The sequence below is a fragment of the Mycobacterium kubicae genome (assembly GCF_015689175.1).
In the GTDB taxonomy this organism is placed as follows: domain Bacteria; phylum Actinomycetota; class Actinomycetes; order Mycobacteriales; family Mycobacteriaceae; genus Mycobacterium; species Mycobacterium kubicae.
Genome location: NZ_CP065047.1, coordinates 1,494,676 through 1,514,689, shown reverse-complemented (window position 1 = coordinate 1,514,689; position 20,014 = coordinate 1,494,676). Strand labels below are relative to the sequence as shown.

Annotated in this window: 6 protein-coding genes and 2 pseudogenes; 3 read left to right on the top strand and 5 right to left on the bottom strand. The window is 63.0% G+C overall.

Going from position 1 to position 20,014, the window contains the following annotated elements; translation table 11 throughout:
- Positions 1–108: 108 nt before the first annotated feature.
- Both I2456_RS07185 and I2456_RS07180 read left to right on the top strand, forming a co-directional pair.
- Entirely contained in the window at positions 109–1,158 is a 1,050-nt protein-coding gene (locus I2456_RS07185) for a tyrosine-type recombinase/integrase (RefSeq protein WP_007172498.1), read from the top strand.
- Entirely contained in the window at positions 1,155–3,098 is a 1,944-nt protein-coding gene (locus I2456_RS07180; protein WP_007172497.1) for a tyrosine-type recombinase/integrase, read from the top strand. Before I2456_RS07185 ends, I2456_RS07180 begins: the two co-directional genes overlap by 4 nt.
- Positions 3,099–3,143: 45 nt before the next feature.
- Here the strand turns inward: I2456_RS07180 and I2456_RS07175 are convergent.
- Positions 3,144–4,163: pseudogene (locus tag I2456_RS07175) on the bottom strand (IS256 family transposase); the annotation flags it as partial.
- A 136-nt stretch (positions 4,164–4,299) separates the two neighbouring features.
- On the opposite strand from I2456_RS07175, the pseudogene I2456_RS07170 reads away from it, so the two are divergent.
- A pseudogene (locus I2456_RS07170) lies at positions 4,300–5,208 on the top strand (IS110 family RNA-guided transposase); the annotation flags it as partial.
- A gap of 273 nt (positions 5,209–5,481) precedes the next feature.
- On the opposite strand, the gene pglX reads toward I2456_RS07170, so the two are convergent.
- From pglX to I2456_RS07150, 4 genes are all read right to left on the bottom strand, one after another.
- On the bottom strand, positions 5,482–7,902 hold the full coding sequence (gene pglX, locus I2456_RS07165) for a BREX-2 system adenine-specific DNA-methyltransferase PglX (protein ID WP_085072978.1): 2,421 nt from the start codon (positions 7,900–7,902) through the stop codon (positions 5,482–5,484).
- Positions 7,899–12,047 (bottom strand): BREX system serine/threonine kinase PglW, encoded by a 4,149-nt coding sequence (gene pglW / locus I2456_RS07160; RefSeq protein WP_163703806.1) that lies wholly within the window; start codon positions 12,045–12,047, stop codon positions 7,899–7,901. The genes pglX and pglW overlap by 4 nt, the downstream gene beginning before the upstream one ends.
- Positions 12,048–12,166: 119 nt before the next feature.
- Complete coding sequence (locus I2456_RS07155) at positions 12,167–12,925, bottom strand: hypothetical protein (protein WP_139823024.1); 759 nt, start codon at positions 12,923–12,925, stop codon at positions 12,167–12,169.
- Between the two features lie 610 nt (positions 12,926–13,535).
- Positions 13,536–19,502, bottom strand: a complete 5,967-nt coding sequence (locus I2456_RS07150) for a DUF4011 domain-containing protein (protein WP_085072975.1) — start codon at positions 19,500–19,502, stop codon at positions 13,536–13,538.
- Positions 19,503–20,014 lie beyond the last annotated feature (512 nt).

Sequence of the window (20,014 nt, the reverse complement as noted above, 5' to 3'; positions counted from 1 at the left end):
TAACCGGCTCTCCGGGGACACGGTTCGGGCTGCAGCGTGAGGTTCACGCACAAGCGCTGAGCACGGATGGATGCTGTCTGCATCTCGGTGGGGGAAGGCGGAGCGGCGATGCGGGTACTCAAGAGCGACAGCGGATATGTCCTGGAGGGCGACTGGGACGGGCAGGACGCGGTGAACGCGTTTCTCAACCATTTGGCGGGACGGGGGTTCAGCGCGGCCACGGTGCGGGCCTACGCATTCGACGTCGCCAATTTGAGCCGGTTCCTCGTCCAGCAAGCGGTCGGGCTCGCCGCGGTCGATGCGCCGTTGGTGTTCGACTGGATCGACTGGCAAGGCGTCCGCCGAACGGACCAGCCCACCGGCGGTCACCGCTCGTCGACCCCGCCGGCAGCTTCGACGGTGAACCGCCGGGTCGCGGCAGTGCGCGCGTTATTCGAGTATCTGGTGATGACCGGTGTCTGCACCGACAATCCGGTGCCGTCGCCGCGGCGGGGACAGGGGCTGCGCCAGTCGCAGCGGGGGTTGCTCGGTCATCTGGGTCCCGGGCGTGCACGCAGTGGCGGTAGGTTGGTGCGTCAGCCGCAGCGTCTTCCGGAATCGTTGTCCACCAACGATGTCGACGCGTTCCTGGCGACACTGGCAACGCACCGGGACCGGGCGATGGTGCTGGTGATGCTACTCGGAGGGCTGCGTTCGGCCGAGGCGCGTGGCCTGCTGCTCGCCGACGTCGATATGGGCCGGCGCCGGCTTCGGGTGATCGGCAAGGGCGGCAAGGAACGTCATGTCCCGGTCGATGCGGCGTTCTTCACCGAGCTCGCCGCCTACCTGCGATGGGAGCGGCCGCCGGGGTTGGCGACGCCGCAGTGCTTCGTAGTGCTGCGCGGCCCGACGACCGGTGCACCGGTCAGCGAGGCCGGGCTGCGCAGCCTGTTCCGTCGGCACCGGGAGACCTCTGGCGCCACAAGAGTCCGCCCGCACCGTTTACGGCATACCTACGGCACCGAATTGTCGGCGGCCGGAATCGATCTGCTGGCGTTGCGGGCGTTGATGGGGCATGTCTCGCCGGAGACCACGGCCCGCTACGTGCATTTGTCGATCGAGCAGCTCGCCGCCGAATACGGTGCTGCTCGTGCGACGTTGGCCGGAGCCCGGCAGTGACCACGGTGTTGGTCGGCCAACCCGTAGGCGCCGACGAGGTGGTGGCGGATTATCTCGACCACGTCGCCACCCTGGGTTTGAGCGGGCGGGCGGTACGCGACCGGATTCGGATCGCTCGCGACTTCACCGCACGCCACCGCGACCTGCACGCCTGGATGACGCTGCCGGCAGCCGAGCGGATCGCCGAGATACGGGACACCGGGGCGTGGCCGCTGATCTGTCACACGATCGGCACCGGCCGGTTACGGCTGGACGTCGAGCTGGCCGCGGTCAAACAGTTGACCGGGCTGGGCCGCGCAGTGGAGGACCGGGATCCGAGCGGATTCGCCGCGTTGCGGAATGCGGGAATTCGGTTGGGCTGGAGGAGTTCCTGGGTCGAGACGGTCCTCGGCGAATGTCTGGCGGTAGTGCTGGCACACCACGGCGGAATGGTCGCCGACCTGACCGGCGACGCGCTCGACGACTTCGACGCCGCGCTGTCACGTACCGTGGTGCCGCCATCGTCGCGGCGGGCATACAGGGGGCGGCTGGCCAGCCTGCGGCAGCTGTTGTTCGAGACCGCGGTCATCGACACCGCGCCGAAACGCCGGCGGTGGGCCCGTAGCCTCGAGCAGCGCTTCACCGAGGTGGAGATGCCCGACCCGATCCGTCAGACGTTGCTGCGCTACATCGGCGTGCGCGCGGCGGTGCTGCGGCCCAAATCGGTCGAGTCGCTGATCAACGACCTGCTGCCCTTCGCCGAATACCTCACCGCTCACCATCCCGACGTCATCAGCCTGCGTGAACTCGACCGGAGCTGCATCGAGGGCTACCTGAAATGGAATCGCACCCGGGGCTGGCGTGGTCAGCGCGCCGCCGCGGGCGCCGGGCGCACCGTCTCGGCCGCGGTGGCCCAGTCGGCAGTGCTCAGTCTGCGCAACCTGCTCGACGACATCACCGCCTGGGGCTGGGCGCAGGCCCCACCACGGCGGTTGGTATTCGCCGCCGACGTCCCCAAACTCGACCAGCCGTTGCCACGCGCGCTAGCACCCGATGTGGACGCGGCAGTGATGAACGCCGTTGCCCACCTGCAGGATCCGTTCGCCCGCATCGGCCTGACCGTGCTGCGTGGTGCCGGCCTGCGGGCGGGGGAACTGCTCGACCTCGAACTGGGCAGCATCATCGACTACGGACCGGCCGGAACCTGGCTGAAGGTGCCACTGGGCAAGCTCGCCACCGAACGCATGGTCCCGCTCTCCGCCGCGACCCTCGCCGCGCTCGACGAGTGGGTCGCCCTCCGCGGCACGCACCGGCCGCTGCCGCACCCACGCACCGGCGTGCTCACCGACTTTCTGTTCACCCGGCACGGACGCCGCCTGGGCTACACCCGGCTGCGCAACGGGCTGCTCACCGCCGCTGAATCCGCCGGGTTGCACCGTCCCGACGGCGGCGTCCTGATGGTCACTCCACATCAGTTGCGCCACACCTGGGCCACCGAACTCGCCAACGCCGGGATGAGTCTGCAGGCCTTGATGTCCTTACTCGGGCACGTCACTCCACAAATGACGATCCGCTACGCCACCCTGGCCTCGCCCACCCTGCGCGCGGCCTACGACGAAGCGATGGGCAAGATGCGCCGCCAGTTCACCCTCACCCCGGTCGGCAAACCGATCCTGCCCGACAAGGTCGGCTGGCTGCACAGTGAAATGCTGAAAACCCGCGTTGCACACGGATACTGCGCTCGCCACGAATCCGCGGGCGCGTGCCCTTATGCCAACATCTGCGAAACCTGCGACAACTACGTCACCGCCCCCGAATTCCGCGACACGCTCACCGACCAACTCGCCGACGTCCAGGCCCTCAGAACCGACGCCGAGTGCCGCGGCTGGACCGACGAAGCCGCCCGCCACGACCGCGTCGCCCACGCCCTTACCGACCACCTCCAGCGCCTCGATCGATGAACATCCCACCCCGACGGGTTGACCCGCCCCCGAGGGCCGGATAAGTTCCTGGGGATTGTTCGACCAGATCTGGCGCCAGATCTGTTTGGGGAAGGCGGTGAACGCCAACAGGTCCGCGCGGGCGTCCTCCAAGTGCGCGGCAACCTTGGGCATCTTGTCGGCCAGTGCGTCAATAACCCGATCATATTGCGCGGCAACGGAATCAGCGTCAGGCTGATCGAACACCGAGTGCACCAGGGTGCGCACCCACGGCCAGGAGCTCTTCGGGGTGACGGCCATCAGATTGGTCGTGTAATGGGTGCGACACCGCTGCCACGACGCTCCTGGCAAAGTGGCGCCGATCGCATTGACGAGCCCGGCATGAGCATCCGAGGTGACCAGTGCGACCCCGCACAGACCGCGGGCGGTCAGCGAGCGCAGGAACGTCAACCAGCCGGCCCCGTCCTCAGCGGTGGTGACGTCTATACCCAGGATTTCGCGGTAGCCCTCGGCGTTGACCCCGGTAGCGATCAGCGCGTGCACGTTGACCACCCGGCCAGCCTCGCGCACTTTAAGGACCAGGGCGTCAGCAGCCATGAACGTGTACGGGCCGGCGTCCAGCGGTCGGGTCCGGAAGGCTTCCACCGCGGCGTCGAGTTCTTTGGCCATCACCGACACCTGAGACTTCGACAGCGACGTAATACCGAGGGTCTCGACGAGTTTGTCCATCCGTCGCGTCGACACGCCCAATAGATAGCAAGTGGCCACCACCGTGGTCAGTGCCCTCTCGGCGCGTTTGCGGCGTTCCAGCAGCCAGTCCGGGAAGTACGAGCCCTGACGCAGCTTGGGGATCGCCAGATCCAATGTGCCTGCCCGGGTGTCGAACTGGCGCTGCCGATAGCCGTTTCGCTGATTGGACCGCTCGGCGCTGCGCTCCCGGTATCCGGCACCGCACAGAGCATCGGCTTCAGCACCCATCAGGGTATGGATGAATGTGGCCAATAACTCGCGCAGCACGTCGGGGTGGCAGGTGGTGAGTCGTTCGGCCAACACGGTCGGTAGGTCGATATCGTGGGCAGTGGTCATCGCGTTGATTCCTTTGCTCGAGTGACTCTGGACGGTCTCTCGAAGAATCACGCGATGACCTTCATTCACTCGGCTACGACACGCCGGTACCGCTGATCAGCTCCGACTCGTACACCACTCTGCTGGACGCAACCCCGGGCCAACGGGGTTTGGTCTGGCACGAGCTCTAGCGGATGCCCAGATCGACTGCGTGGTCGCCGCGCCATCGAAGCTGATCCGCCCGGCCGGGGATCGGGTCAAGACCGATGCTCGTGATGCTGCGCATCTGACCAGGTTGCTGCGGTTGGATGAGATCACTGCGGTTACGGTGCCCGACGTTGAGGTCGAGGCGGTGCGAGATTTGGTTCGTGCTCGCGAGGACGCCCGTGCGGATCTGATGCGTGTTCGGCACCGGTTGTCGAAGCTGTTGCTGCGCCAAGGCCGGGTCTACTCAGGTGGTCAGGCCTGGACCGGAGTGCACGAAACGTGGCTTAGGCGCCAACGATTCGACGATGTCCACACCGCGGCGGCGTTTGATCATCACTTTGACGCGGTGCTCACCGCTACCGCGGCCAGGAACCGTCTCGACGAGCAGATCGTCATGGTCGCGGCCTCACCGCGCTGGGCCGATCCGGTCAACCGGCTGGGCTGCCTACGCGGGATCTCGGCGTTGACTGGTCTGGCCTTAGCCGTAGAAATCGGGGACTGGACCCGATTCACCGGTGCCTCGATCGGCGCCTACGTCGGTCTGGTGCCCACCGAGTACTCCTCGGGGACTTCACGGGTCCAGGGTTCGATCACCAAGGCTGGCAACGCCCACGTCCGCAGACTGCTGATCGAATCGGCCTGGCACCACCGCGCCGGCTACCGCACCCCCGGTCCGACGATGCGGGCCCGATGGGCCAAGGTCGACCCAGCGCTCAAGGACCGCGGGCACGCCGGAAACCGCCGTTTACATCAGCAGTGGTGCCGGTTCAATGAGCGCAAGAAGCCCCACGTCGTGGCCAACGTCGCGGTCGCTCGTCAACTGGCCGGTTGGTGTTGGTCGCTGGCCACGCTGACATAAGCGCAGCCGCCCGAAGCTTGATCGGAGTCAGCCGGTCGGCGGTGAGGTAGGCGAACTGGACCTGCGTTACAGCTATGAGCAACAACAGCATTCGACCAATGCTGATGTGACGCCCGCCCCTAGAAAGCAGCCACCGTTCGCGCCGAACCATCGTCTTGCGGTACCCAACCCGCGTATATCAGTCTGACACCACCGTCGTTGACCAACGACCGCCGCGACGCCCGACTGACCCCGATCAAACGAAAGCCGCCCCGGCCCATACCGGGGCGGCTTTCACCTGCCTATTGACAAACAGTGCCTACATATCAGTTGTCGAGCCAGCGTGTCGAGAGTGCGGGGGCGGCATAGCGGTAGCGTCGAGGGCTGCGGAACGCGTCCGACATTCGTACTGTTGAACGCGTAGGTCCGGAGCCAAGGGGTGTCGGCGTCACCGCCCTTTTTCTGAGCAACCTGCTTCAGCCAGAAGCATACTGTGGAGGAATTCAGCACCCCCAGTAGCTCCAAGTACTCGTCCTCGGTTGCCCCCTCAGCGAGCTTAATGACAGGAGCGGTTTGCTTGAACACCTCTCCCAGCCGATCCAGCACGAAATGGTTGTGCGTAGCAACTTCGGCGAATGCGATGGAGAGTGGCGTTTGGAGCTTATCTCGATACAGTTCCTGCCATTCCCACCACGTCAGACCTCGGTCGACCATCGGCGTCCCGAAGCGGCGACGGCGGTCGATCGCCGATCGGAATGCTCGGAACAGCTTGCGACTACCGAGATCGAGATCGGCGAGTTGGATCACTTCAAGCTGGTCGTCATACGGCCAGATCGCACTCTCGTTCGCCGCGATGCAAAAGTCTCGAATAGTGTCTCCCTCGATGAGCGGACGCCATCGAGTCACGCCCAATCTCTCGGGCGCACCGCTCGTCCCCAACAAATACAACCCGTCCTCACCGGTGACCGCGGTGATCCCCAGGTGTGCAGCCACCGTATCCACGGTCTTGTTGGCGGCGGCTTCGACCAATTCCTTTAGCTCCCCGGCACCGCCACCGCTCAGCGACCACGGGTGGCGCGTCAAAATTGAACGGTCAAGGTCGGCAACGCTTATGAAGTTTCCGTCGAATCCCGGTTCGTCAATGCGGCCGCTGAGCTCGGTCCATACCGGGCCCATTGCCGGGTCAGCGAGCTTCCCCGCATCGTCCCGTTTCCCAAGGACTGCTCGTACGAATTCAGAAACCGGCCTGCGACGACGGCCGAAGAGGATGACCGTCGGAGTGCCGTCAAAGTTGTGTCCCGGCATCCAGGCACCCGAACTATCGATGACGGCGGTGAGGTCAATCGGGTTTCCGATGTCATGGCCGGCGAAGAGGTACTCGATGAGCTTCTTACCGAACTCACGTTTCATGAATGAGTTTGAGGTGATTTGTCCGACGTACCCGGCACCTTGTCCTCGTTCACCTCGAATCGCGAGCCGGAACAGGAGTTCCATGAATGGTGCGGACAGCGCGTACTTACCGGTAGCGGATACGTACGCGATCCTGTAAAGCGCGCGAAGGGCTTTGTCCTTCGGCGTGATGTAGGGCGGGTTACCGACGACGACGTGATACTGGCCTGGCTGCAGGATGCCGAAATATTCGTTGAGGTCCTCGGTGTCGTAGTTGAACCCAGCGGCGCCTTCGTCGTCGAAGTCGAAGGTCTGGTCGAGGCCGCCCCGGACACCAAGAAGCGAATCGCCGATGGCGAGACGAAACCCCATCGCAGAAACCCCGACGAGCGAGCGCTCCCCGGTCGCCTTCAAACCGGCGACGGTAAGGCGAAATCGTGCGATCGCCACCGCGAACGGGTTGATGTCCACGCCGTGAATCGACGCCATCACGCGACGCACACGCTCCTTAGCGTCGAGCCCAGGAGCAGCTTCGAGCCACGCTCGATTGAGTCGCTCGAACGCGCCAAGCAGGAAATGGCCTGAGCCACAAGCAGGGTCGATCAGCTTTAGCCCGTCGAGGCCGAACTCCGCGACAGCCGGGGTCAGTGTCTGGTCAAGGATGAACTCCTCTACGAACACCGGCGTCTGCAACAGCGCATACGTCTTCTTGGCGTGTTCCGAGAGGTCTTGGTAGAGATCGCCCAGGAACCGGGTCTCGAGGTTCGGATCGGTGAAGTCGTGAATGAGGGTGCCGCCGGGATTCGTGCGGCGCCAGAATGCAATCAGCGTCGTCGCGGACTCCGGGCTGATCTCTGCCCTCCACACCGGATTGTGCTTGGGGTCGACCAATGCCTCTCCAGCGGGCTGCGCAGCGAGGACACCGAATCCCTGTTGAAGCCAATGACGGCGGTTGTGGGTCGGGTTGTCCCGAAAGTATGCGGTGAGGTTCTCCTCAGCACGCTGCACGCGATCGCCGGGGCCAGCGATCCAGCCAACAGCGGTCGGCAGTCCGTCGACCTTCGCGCCGGCGAGCAGGTCGTTGTCCTCACAGAAACGCAGGAACGTCGTCGACACGATCCACGCAACCGCAGCCTGGTCGACCTCGTTGTCACGCCAATCCACCCAGGACCAACCCGTCCGCTCGCGGCGGAACGCTTCGGCGTACTCGTCCTTCAACCGCGCGCCCCAAGAATTCGACGGGTCCCCTGCGCGCTGCTTCAAGTCAGCTTGGAGAAGCTTCAGCTGACCCCTGAGGTCGGCGAGCAAAGCGGACGAGTCGATCACTTTCGGGCTCCTGAAGTACTGCGGGTGGTTGTGGACTCCGTGAGGAGTGAGAGATCTGCGGGCAGCTCAACCCAGCCGCTTGGGCCAAGCGGTACCGGCTTGCCCTCCAACAACGGGACAGCCTGGCTGCCCTGCTTGGCGACAAGCAGCCAACGAGCGGCCGGACGCCGCGTGCCAACGTCAAGAAGAGTGGAGAGAAGCCCCGCCATGCCGTATCGCACCAACGGGCCGGCATTGACGATGAGCAATGGCTTGTTGTTTGCGAGCCGCTCCTCCCAGTTCGGTACCAGCGCCTGCTGCACAAGACCGACGAGTCTCGACCAGTCCTCGCTGCCCTTCGACTTGGCATCTGCGCCGAGAACGACCTCCCAGCTTGCCCCGCCCTGGTCGGCGAGTGCGCGCGCCGCATTCACAACAAGTGACGCGACATCGAGCACATCGACGCCGTACCGCTCTGGGAGTTCACGTGCCGCCTTCATGTATCGCTTCGGTGGTGTGGTCAGGGTGAGCGCACCATTCCGCGACAGCGACTCTTCGAGTTTCACCGCCGCCTCAGCGACTGCGACCGGCGCGAAGACAGTAAGGCCGCTGGCGGTATGCGTGGCCGAGCGTGCCTCCGACGCCAACTCGTAGACGCCGTCGTGGTTCACGATCCCAGGCAGGACAGCTGAGACGAGAGCATCGAGTCGATGCGACGCTGTCGGGAGTTCGACTTGTGGGAATCGGGCTGTGACGCTGCGCCGGACGGCGGCCTCGCTGATGCGCCGGCCAGGCTTGCCGCGCAGTGCGCGCTCCACCGCCTGCAGGGGGTCAAGGTCTACCGGATACAGCTCGTCGAACCCTGAGACAGCCGCCTTCGTCGAGACAGAAGCAGCCAAGGTCAGGAGTCCACGGCCAGTCAAGGCGACGACCGTTGAAGCACCGGCCTCGCTCGCAACTTCATGCAGGGCAACATTCGCTGTCGCGAACGGGACGACTCCGGCCGCGACGAGTTCATCGGCCCGCCGTCCCAATTCGAAAGCCGTCTCGGTCAGGATGTCGGCCGGCGGGAACTCCTGCCCTGACTCATCAGGATCCGCGGTTTCGCGCAGGGCGATGACATTGGCACGTTTCCCAATGCCTCGCCGCAATTCCAATGTTGGCTCCGGCATGCGCGCGTCGAACTCATAGGCCGCACGCAGCAGGGCGGCTCCTTGCCGGAGGCGCTCCTCCCCGTCGAGCAGAGATCCGCGCTGGGCGACCAACGCGTTCGCAAGAGACGAGACCTCCATCACTCGACCATTGCGAGCGAGGAGTGTGTCTACTTCAGTGAGCACGCCGTCGATCGCAGAACCGATCTTCTTGCCCCACAACGTGACTGCCTGATCCACGGCATGGGTGACCCGATCACGGGTCATGCCCAACGATTGGGCGGTGTCTCCCGTGGCCGGCCATTCACCTGCCGCCACATCACCAGACAAGCCAAGAAGGCGCTCGATTACTGTCTGCTCGGCGCCCTTGAGTTGGCCCAAGAGCAAGGAGACGAGGCGCTCCGTGCCCATGGGCTGATCCGTGGCGACCTCTCCCGCACCGCTGAGCCGCGATCGCCAGCCGCGAATCCTCGCCTGGATCTCTTTGCGGTAATTCTCGCCGAGGCCGCGTATCGAGTTGATTCGGGTGGGGTGCACACCTAGCAGTTGACCGACCGTCGCCACATCGAGGCGCGATACAGCGGACAACGCCCGAGCGGACAGGCCCGCACGCTCCAACGGAGTGTCCAGCGTGGCAGCATCGGCGAATTCGTCGCTTCCGCTCGCACCGTCCTCGTCCGTGTCGAGAGGGGCGAATACACCCTGCCACGCGACCGCCAACTCGTCGGCACTGCTGAACCTGGCTCCTGCATCTGGCGCGAGCGCGCGCTGGAACAGAGCAGTCAGTTGAGTCGCGACGGCTGGCTCGAAGCTCGTGGGCTCGATGACCGGTGGATCGCTGGGATCGGTCGGCCGTCCCGCGCCTTCTCCCCACCACGGAAGCTGGCCAGTCGCCATTTCGAAGAGCGTGGTCGACACAGCCCATAACTCGGCTGCGCGGTCGTACTTCTGGCGTCGGCCGCGGCCCAGGTAGGGGTCGAGATAGCTCGGTGTACCAGACGCGATGTTGTCGACACTCTCGCTTGCGAGCGAGAAGTCGAACAAAACCAGCGACGGCCTCCTCGTGCCGGGGTCGGGGGTTATACCCAGGTTCGACGGCTTGATGTCTCGGTGGAATACGCCTCGGGATTCCAGGTAGATCATCGCTTCGAGCAACTGGCTGCCGTACTGCTCAAGCTGGCCCACCGTTGCCCGCCCCTCTTTCGAGAGCCGCGTGGCGAGCGTTTCCTTGCCAGCATCGCTAAGCAGAAGCGCACGTCGGTCCCCGACGTCCAGCGGCCCTGCGATGAGTCGCACAACCCGGCGGTGGTCGAGTGCCCGCAGCACGTCGGCTTCGAGCGAGAGCCTGCGCCCTGCTGATTCGGTACGAGCGACCTTGAGGACGAGCTCGCGGTCGGGATCCTCCGAGTCGGTGTCGTGGACTGCGAGTGCGACACCGCTGGAACCCTCTCCGCGCCGACTGGTGACGAGGAAGCGATCGGCGACGATGTCGTCCTTCTGCGCGTCGACTGGGTCGTCGACCGGTGTCGGCTCCTCGACATGGTCGCCTCGCCGGAGGTCGTCGCTCGCGAGCCGAAGAAGTTCCAGCACTTCCTCGATGGTCGAGGGGCGCTCAGACTCGACAGCGCGGGTCGCCATCGCGATCACCTCGGCGACGCTGTCAGGCATGCCTGGGGACGCTGCGCGCGGGTCGAGTTCGCCGGCCTCGGACAGGCGCTGCTCCAACTCGACGAAAGTCTCGGCGGGAGGCTTCCCTGTAAGGATCAGATACGCCAGGACGCCGAAACCGTAGACGTCGAGCGGAATCGGCGGAAGTCCTTCGACCGAGTGGCGAGCCTCGGGCGCGAGCCAGATCCAGTCGTCCTGGTCGGCCAGTCCCATGAGGTCGTCGACTCCAGCACTGATGGCGGTCAGGCGCGAGACATTCCTGGTCGAGCTCTCGCGCTGAGCGAAGTACCAATCACGGATCGTGAGGTTCGGTAGGGCGTCCTTGACGGGGGTTGCCCACACACGACGTGGTGACAGCGCCCGGTGCCGTAGATGGACGTTGTGGGCGAACCGCAGAATTTCGCCCAGCCGGATGGCCAAAGCGATGCGCTGGTCGAGATCTAACTCGTTGCCCTCTGCCGCGATGTAGGCGTCGAGCGGGAGTTCCTTGGCGTCGTGCTCGAACACCAACGCCGGCCCGTCATCGGTTCGCTTGAAGTCGATCGGTACCGCGATGCCGCCGTGGCGCAACCCCTGGGTGAGCTGAAACTCGCGCTGGGCGAGCTGCTCGATGTGCTGGCGGTCGGCCGGCGACGCTGTCGCAGGCACGTCATACAGGCGGAGTCGACGCTTGACGTCGGGCAACGCAGGGAGGTTGACGAGCACGTCCTGCCAGTCTCGTCCCTGCGCTATCGGCTCGTCGTCGGCAACGACGAAATCACCAACCATCCGCACCTTGGGTGTCGGCGTGAATCCGACGGCGTCACAAAGCGAGCGGACCTGCCTTGCCCGCTGGTGGTCGATCGCCTGGCGGAAGTCGTGCGGAGGCTGAGTAAGGAAGTCCGAGAGCTTCATAAGGCGGGGCTTGGAGTTGATGTGGTAGCCGTCGAGAGTCAGCACTCCGATGTCACCCGGAGGCGCAATCTCGACACTGCTGCCTTCTCCGTGCATGACGACGACGGCATGGATGCGCGGTACCTGGCCTCTGGCTGCTTGGTTGGGAGCCCGGTCCTGGAGGAGGCCTTTGAGCCACTTCGCCTTGCGGTCGGCGAGGAGTCGTGGGTTGTCCACATTGCGCTGGTTTTTGTGCCAGCGCTGCGCGTTGCCTCGGATCGTCCCGTGCCAGCCCTTGAGCTCGACCAGGTACATCCCCTGAGTTGTGAGCAGCAATACGTCGACTTCGGCTGTTCGGCCTTGGTCGTTGATGAAGGTTAGGTTCGCCCAAGCAGTGGTGATGCCATCGTCTGGGAGAAGCTCGCGGAAGGCGTCGAGCGCGGCGGCCTCAGCAGGACTCGCCGGCTCACCCATCACCTTCCACAATGGAGAGTCATGCTTCATCGCACCCCTCTTTAGGTACGCGGGGGCGCGATCTAAGCACAGGTGGCAACCACAACCGCTTCACCTCTAAACTTTCGACGAGGCAATACTCACCTCAGGCCCAGCTGCGCCCATTCAGTAACCACCTGAATGTTCTCGCCGTATTCGGTGATGTCTGACCAATCAGCGTAGTCGCCGAAAGGCAGGTCGCCCTCCGCGTCGTCGCAAATGGTGGTGTACCACAAGCCGTCGTGGTCGCCGTCCTTGCTTATGTTGACAGCCGCTATGTACAGGCCGCCGACGGTAAACCGCACGACTGCGAGGTGCTGGCGAACTCGCAAATCACCGCGCGGATCAACCTGGGACCACGCTCTTGCGATGCCGAAATCACCCATGCGAGGAGCAAGTTCGTGCCATTTCATTCGCTCGTTGATCGATCCCCAGTAGCCGGTGGCGGTGGTTTCCCAGTACCGTCCGCGGCGCACCGCTGCATAGCAGTATCGGCCGCCGCCCTTCGTGAACCGCACGACCGATCCATCGGGTGGCTCGTCCGGCACCGCCGGCACCACCGGCTGTACCAGCGGGAGCGGCTCGAGGACCGCCGCCATCGCTGTCAAGTCATATTGCGACGGATCTGACAGCTCAGGTACCAACGGCGGGAGGGTCATTGGCGGCCCGTCCAACACCTCTTGTGTCGCTTCGTTGGCTTTGATACCACTGATGCGCACCTCGGCCGCAACCTTCGAGCCTGTGATCTCTCCTCGACAGGCAGTCAGCAACCCGCGGTCGCGCATGTGTCTGATCAGCGGCAGATACCGCTGGCTGGTCTGCGGTGTGAGTTGTCCGATCTGTTCGTCGTCGATTCGCACCTCTACATATGCCTTGCCTCGGCCCTGCGGTTGCTGCTCGTGGAGAGTGACGAACAGCACGCCATGGCCACCGGCGGGTACGTACCTAGCGAGGACATCGAAGTGCTCGTCCTCCTTGGTGACTTGGACGAGAGACGATTGGGGAAGGATGGTGTACGGCGACGACGGCGGATCGTTGATTGGAAGCGCTTCAGCGGGACTACCCAATGCGATTCGCACGTTGGGCCGGAACTCGACGTCGTCCCAGCCCTCAAACTCATAGCCATAGATCCGGCATGAGGTAGTGGGTATGAACCCGGAAGCGACGATGCGGCGAAGTACGCCCGCCCACTCCAGCGCAACGTCGGCGGCGAGGTAACCGATCGTTCGGCCTTCAGCGCGCACTGACACCGCCCACGCTCCACGGGGTCCGCCGGGTTCGGGAATGAGTTGGACTACCGGCAACACCTCTTGGCCGCCGTCTGGCCAGACTTCTGGGAACAAGCTGCGTATCGCCGGAACGAACTCCGTTTCGACCGCGAGTTCGTAGTCCCCCCAAGAACGCTGCGTCCATAATTGGTACGTTTGGGTGATATCGCCGTGACTGGAAGTGTCCGCTCGCGTTCGATCGCTAGTTGGCTGAGACATAACCCGCGCCCCTCCTAATCAACCTTCCCGTCCGTTCTGCCTTCGAGATGCACATCTCCAGCCGATCGCCAGATTGCTTCGTAAGCCTCGTCTGATCGAAGTACGCCAAGGTGTCCCGCATGAGTTGCTCTTGGTCGTAGACGCCATTGCGAGCCGCATGAACGAGGGCATTGACGATCTCCTCGGCTGCAATCTCATCAAGCGGACGGAAGAAGCCGGATGGTGTCGTTCTGAACCCGGTCCACTCGCTGCGATCCATGTCGCTCGGCCAGACGAAAGAGCCGAATTCGTCTTCGTGGATTAGATCGTCCGGAATAAGTTGGCGGACGACCTGCTGACGTTTCGCTGCGGCCCGATCGAACCCGAAGCGGTGAACGACATTGCGAATCAACCTGTTTAACGCAATCGGCCCCTCGATTTCGATCGACTCCCGAATTGCATCCTGGATCCGCGCTCTTACGCTGTGCCACTGCGGGTGATCCAGCTCATCCCGACTACCGACCAGCGAGGTCGGTGCTGCGACATACGGCACTCTTAGCCCACGACCGGCGCTTGGGGGTGCCGCTGTAACCAATGCCGCAACATGGGCCACGGGCGTGACGACGTCGGCCTGAGCGGAGTATTCCTGCTCCGTGGGCTTCTCTTCGGGCAGCAGCGGTTGATTGTCTCTTTCGAAGGCTTCGACAGCCCTCGTATCAATTAGATCGACCGTCGGTTCGACTGCCGGCGACCGAGCCTCTTCCTCAGCCCGTCTCGCGTCATCGGCTTTGGCCTTCTCGACAGCTACCATGATGCGTTGCACCACGGAGTCACGATTCTTGATCCACTCGGGCAACCAGACCCGTTCACATGAGGACCAACCCATCAGTGTGTCGAGAAGCGCGGGCGTCAACTCCCGGTCAGCAACTGTGGCCCGTGATGCCCATCGCGGACCGTCCAGCATGACCGCCACCTGCCAATGTTCTGACTCTGAATCGCGCACCGCGATGTCGACGACGAACTCGGAAAGGCCGTAATCGAGTGCAACTTCCAGCCCGTTGTCCTGAAGTGCAGAGGCGATTGCTTCTTGAATCTTCTCCGGTTGCCTGCGGACTGTTGTGGACGAGGTGGCCACATCATGGAATGACGCTGCAGCGGCAGCCTCGAGATACGCCTTCAAGTGCGCCATGCCAATGCTTCGCGTGCGTGAAAGGTCAATATCGGTGGGGTCGAACGAGGTGAAGACGATGACCTTCGATCGCGCCCGCGTCACTGCAACATTCAGTCGCTTCTCGCCACCGAACCGCGTCAACGGCCCGAAGTTCAACGGCATATTCTGTTCGCCGGGTCGCTTCGAGAACGCCGTGCTAAAGAGGATTACATCCCGCTCGTCGCCCTGAACATTCTCCAGGTTCTTGACGAAGATGCCGTTCTCAGTATCGGGCTTTAGCAGATGAAGGATTCTTGCGTCGCCTGTCGCCTCTAGCAAATCCAGTATCAGCTCTTGCTGCTGACGATTGAAGGTGACGACCCCAATACTTTGCTGTGAGTCGTTGTCCGAGTTAACCATTGATCGAATCTCAGCGACAATCGCGTCAGCTTCCACCCGGTTAGTTCGGAAGTCCTTCTTGCGGTCCTCGCGATTGAAATGACCGTTTACTCGACGAAGCACCAGACCCGTCGACGACTGCCCACCGGGTGCGGGGAGGCTTGCCAACCGTCCTTCGTAGTACTTCTCATTTGAGAATGCGATCAGCGACTCGTCGCGACTTCGATAGTGCCAACTGAGCCATAGACGCGGAACACTCGATTCAACGCACTCGGTGAGGATGCTGTCGAGATCCTCGGGTACGACGTCATCTTCGGCGTCGTCATCCTCATCGTCACGGTTAGTTGTGACTTGACCGAATGCGGTCGGCGGCATCTGCTGCGAGTCCCCGACGATGACCGCCGCCCGTCCTCGTCCCAGCGCTCCAATCGCCTGCGCGACGGTGATCTGTGATGCCTCGTCGAACACAACCAAATCGAAGGTCAATGAACCCGGCGGTACAAATTGGGCCAACGACGCTGGACTGACGAAGAAACATGGTGTCACACTGATGATTTCAGCGCCGTAATCCTCCATCAGCCGTCGTACGCTCTTGCCTTGGCGACGCAAGTCAAGTTGACGTCGCAGCTCACCGATCTTGCCCTTGAGCTCACCCAGGCGGAATGGCCGCCGCTGCATGATCCGAGCTGGCAAGGCCGAGTGCTGCTCGCGTCGCACCAACTCAGCAACTTCATTGAAATCGTTCGTCTCGCCGCAGCGGACTAACGGATCAAACCCGTCGAGCTGGTGAGCCTTCAATCGCTCCTGCAGCGAGGCTTGCGCAGCGCCGGCGAGGAACTCGAACTCAGCCTGCGGCGCAGAGATTGAGCCGTCGAGCAGCCGGCTGACGAACTTGTCTAAACCGCGCTGTCGCAGTGGCGCCAACGCCACTGTTGCGCGCGCAATGCGGCGAGGCAGATCCGGGCCGTGCTCATTCAGTTCGGCCATCCATGCCTCATGATCGCGCGCCCACGCTTCCAGCCACAGCATTTCAGCTCGCCATCGGGTCACCGACTCGTAAGTCCCGCCGAGCGCCCGAACCCAACCGTTCCATGCGCTAAGTGCGCGCTTAAGACTGTCGATAGTCGCTCGATCAAGGGTCGCTGCCGATCGAAGGATGCCCCATTGCAATGGATACCTGCGTGAGAATTCGATGGAGCCGCGGATGTAGTCGATCGTCTGCTGCAGGTCGGCGGCAGCATTGGGCGACAACGGGTCCCATACTTGTGGTGCAAGTGGCCCGAGGACACGCTGCATTTGGGCCGCCACATGTGCGCTGTGGTCACGTGCACTTGGCACTGAGCTCAGCAGCGGGATCGCGGCTTCAGGAGTCAGGGAGACTCCCGGGAGCACTACCGCAGCAAGGCTTTGGGCGAAAGCAGCTTCCTTTTTCTTACGGCCCAACAGTCCGCGGGTTGCATCTGTGGCCTGTTGAACAAGGGCGGCGTAGTCGCCCCGGGCGAGAAACACTGGATTGAACGTCGAGGTGAGGCCGGCCCAAGTGCTCTGTAGCTGCGCGATTTGCGTTAGGACACTGGCGATGTCGCGTTCCCAGTTTGCCGTCTCGAAGCGACGCCAGTCGTCGACGGTCAATGGCGCAGCACTCGATTCTTGCGAAACGCGGTCGACCAACGGTGGTATGTCGTGAGGCGACCCGAGACTGGTCAGCACGTCGAGTGCGGTTGCATTCGAGCGCAACGACTTAAATGCCGCGTCCAGGTCGAGGCCGGCATGTCGAATCGTTTCGTCATTTCCGGGTTCGTATGCCAGATTCCAAGGGTTGCCGGGTCGGCAATCTCCCGGGCGGACAGTACGACTGAAGAGCCGCACTGCATCTCGATCTGCGGTGAACTGCTCGGGTGTCGTCGTTGCCGCGTATGAGTCGGGGATTTGCGAGTCCGCTCCCCCACCGAGAGACAACACCGTTTCAAAAGCTGTCCACAGTGAGTCACCGAGGACATTCCTAGAATGCACACGCGCTGGATATTCCGCTAACGGAAGGTGCTTGGACCGAAATTCGGCGATGCGTGCGTCCCACACCCGTTCGTTGTAGTCAGCGCGGTACTCGATTGACTCGCGTAGTTGGTTGCGTACCTCCACGACGCTCTGATTGCGGCCGTGAAGGTCAAGGGTGAAGGGTTTGAGCCCTATCCTGTCGAGCCGCTTCTTCACGACTTCCAAGGCGGCCTGCTTCTCCGCAACGAACAACACTGACCGGCCGGCGGCAAGATTTCGTGCGATCAGGTTCGTGATCGTCTGAGACTTCCCTGTGCCGGGCGGTCCTTCGAGCACGAATGTCTGTCCCTGAGCGGCCAATTCGATGGCGCGTAGCTGTGAACCGTCGGCGTGTATCGGTGTGGGCTCAGCCGTTTCGTCGACCGACACCGCCTCGAGGTCAGCCGTCTGGGACGTCCCGTCGACGAAGCTTTCGCCTGGACGGTGGGTGAGGTGATCGACGAGCGGGCTCTGGCTCAGCACATGCCACGAGTCAGTGAGGTCCTTCCACATGCCAAAGGTGCCGAACTGGCAGATAGCGAGTACTGCGGTCTCATCGATGCGGAACTGCAGTCGATTCTCGATGAGCCCAGTCCGTATTGACACGAGCGCTGCCTCAATGTCGATCCCTGACTCGTCGACGGGAGGTGTACTGAGGGCGGGGATGCTGACGTTATGTTTGAGCCGCAACCATTCGACGAGGCAGTGATTCGGTGATGCGACGTTGGCGGAGTCGATGATGACTTGGAACGGGCTGTTGCCTGTGCCACCGACGAGTTGTACGGGCAGAAGGAACAATGGCGCGCGCGCCTCGGCGCCAGCCGACGTCGTGTGCACCAGTGACCCGAAGGTCATGTACAGATTCGAGGAACCTGTTTCCTCCAGCAGGGTTCTGGCGTCTCGCTGCAAGCGCTTGAACCGACGCGCGTAGGCCTCCTCGCCCACGGCGACGAAGGCCGTCTTCTCCTTACTGAGCATCTCGAGCAGGGTGGCGGCGTCGACATCTTGCGCTGTCCGCGCACCCTGAAGGCGGTAGATCGAGCTGAGGTCGTTGTGGGCGGAGAGCGATATCCGCTTGCCGTCGTGTATGAGGTCGTCGAGCACTGGGAGTCCCTGGGCCGGCACAACTAGGTCGACAACCTGCGCCGACTGCCGCAAATTCAGGAGGCGGTTCCGCGTGCTCAGATCAAGCAGAGCCCGCTTCCATTTCTTGACGCGGGCGGGCGCTTCGTCGTGCACGTCCAAAACTGCATCGTCAGGCGCTCGGTGCCGCAGTTCAGTGGGCAGATCGAGAACGCCGACTGGCGCCGCGCTCGACTTTGGCTCCTCGGTCTCTGCAGCTTCCTCGAACGCTGTCGGCAGCGGCCGAACTCCATCGCGGCGCGCGGTCGAGATGTCAATGACCGCTCGTAGTGACGCTGGGTTGGCGAAGTGCCGTCGAGCAGCTTCCACGGCGTTGCGAAACGAGCCGTCGGCGCCTTGCTCGTAGTAGATGGCTTCAAGAGCGATTGCTCGATGCGATTCAAAGAGGTTGACCATGGTGTTGGTCTCAGTCAACGAGGTATGCGCGAGCGACTCCTCGTTGAGCATGAAGCCGGTGAACGCGTGACCGTGGACAAGCCAGATCAAGGGATGCAGACCGGTCTGCTCAATACAAGCGGCGTAGGTGACGGCAAGGTCAATACAGGTGCCGAAGCGCTCCTCGAGGACCTGCGCTGTGGTTCGCACTTTCTGGCCGGTGTTCTCAAATGATGCCGGCGGAGAGATGTATCTGATCTCGTGAGCGCGAAGCGCTTCGTACACCGCGTTGGCGATGAGCGCCGCCCGCTCGGGGCCTTGTTGGTAGGCGTCTAGCGATGCGCTCGACGTCTGCTTCTGGAGCAGATCAGCCGCTTCACCCAGGACTTTTCGGACCGCACGAGTGTTTGGTTGAACGAAAGCCGCCAGCGAGTCGTAGAAGATTGGCGCGTTGAACCACTCATTGTGCGCCAGGAGCTGGATCGGGATTCGGTAGACGACGTCATCCTTGAACCGCTGCGACACTGTGACGACGATTGCCCCCGGATAGCTCTCGTTGAGGTGCTTGAGGTGCTCTGTGTCCGGGATGACTTCACCCAGGTCGTTCCAGGTACGTGTGCTGCCGGGGAGAAAATCCTCGGTGAGCGAGCGCACCCACTCTGGCGCTAATTCACCATCTCCGCCGAGCAAGCGGACGGAGATCTGAAGGCCCGACGCCGGCGAATCGGAATCATTCGCAACCGTGAGTTCCGTGGTCAGGGGCACGCGGTTATGAATTAAGGCCAGGTTGACGGCTGGCTGCGCCCGAACCTCAATACGTAGACCGTTGCGCTCGATGATGTGAGCAGGCCACACAGATGCCTCAGCCATTTTCCCTCGATACTAAAAGTTTTGCTCTGGCGAAAGCCAAAATTAGCTTGCGAGGACGGAGCTTAAATCAGTACACCGACACATGAGGTGAGTTCCGAAAAGCTAGGCTGACCGCCTTTCTGCTTCGACTGCGCGGTGCCCACATTTTTGTTTAAACTCGTCGATGATGGCGGGTGTTTGGGGCATGATGTATTGAGCGACCTCCCGGTGGCTATCACCGGTGAGGAGGTTGTCCTCTCCGTCCACGACGGGCATTTTGGTCCGTGGCGACCCGAACGCGGTTGAGGAGTACATCCAGCGTCTCGGGTCAGCCGCGGGAAGAGCCGTGCAGGTCGCAGGCATTGATGAGAATTTCTCGGAAATGGGACCGAGTTTGACCGTTCCGTCTCCCCCGGCAGAGCCGCGCACGAAGGCACGCCCACGGCACCTAGGCGGACTTCTCTCCAAGGATGGGGCACGACATGACGCCGGAAACCTCTGACCGTCGGTTGCGGAACCCATACACGCGTGGT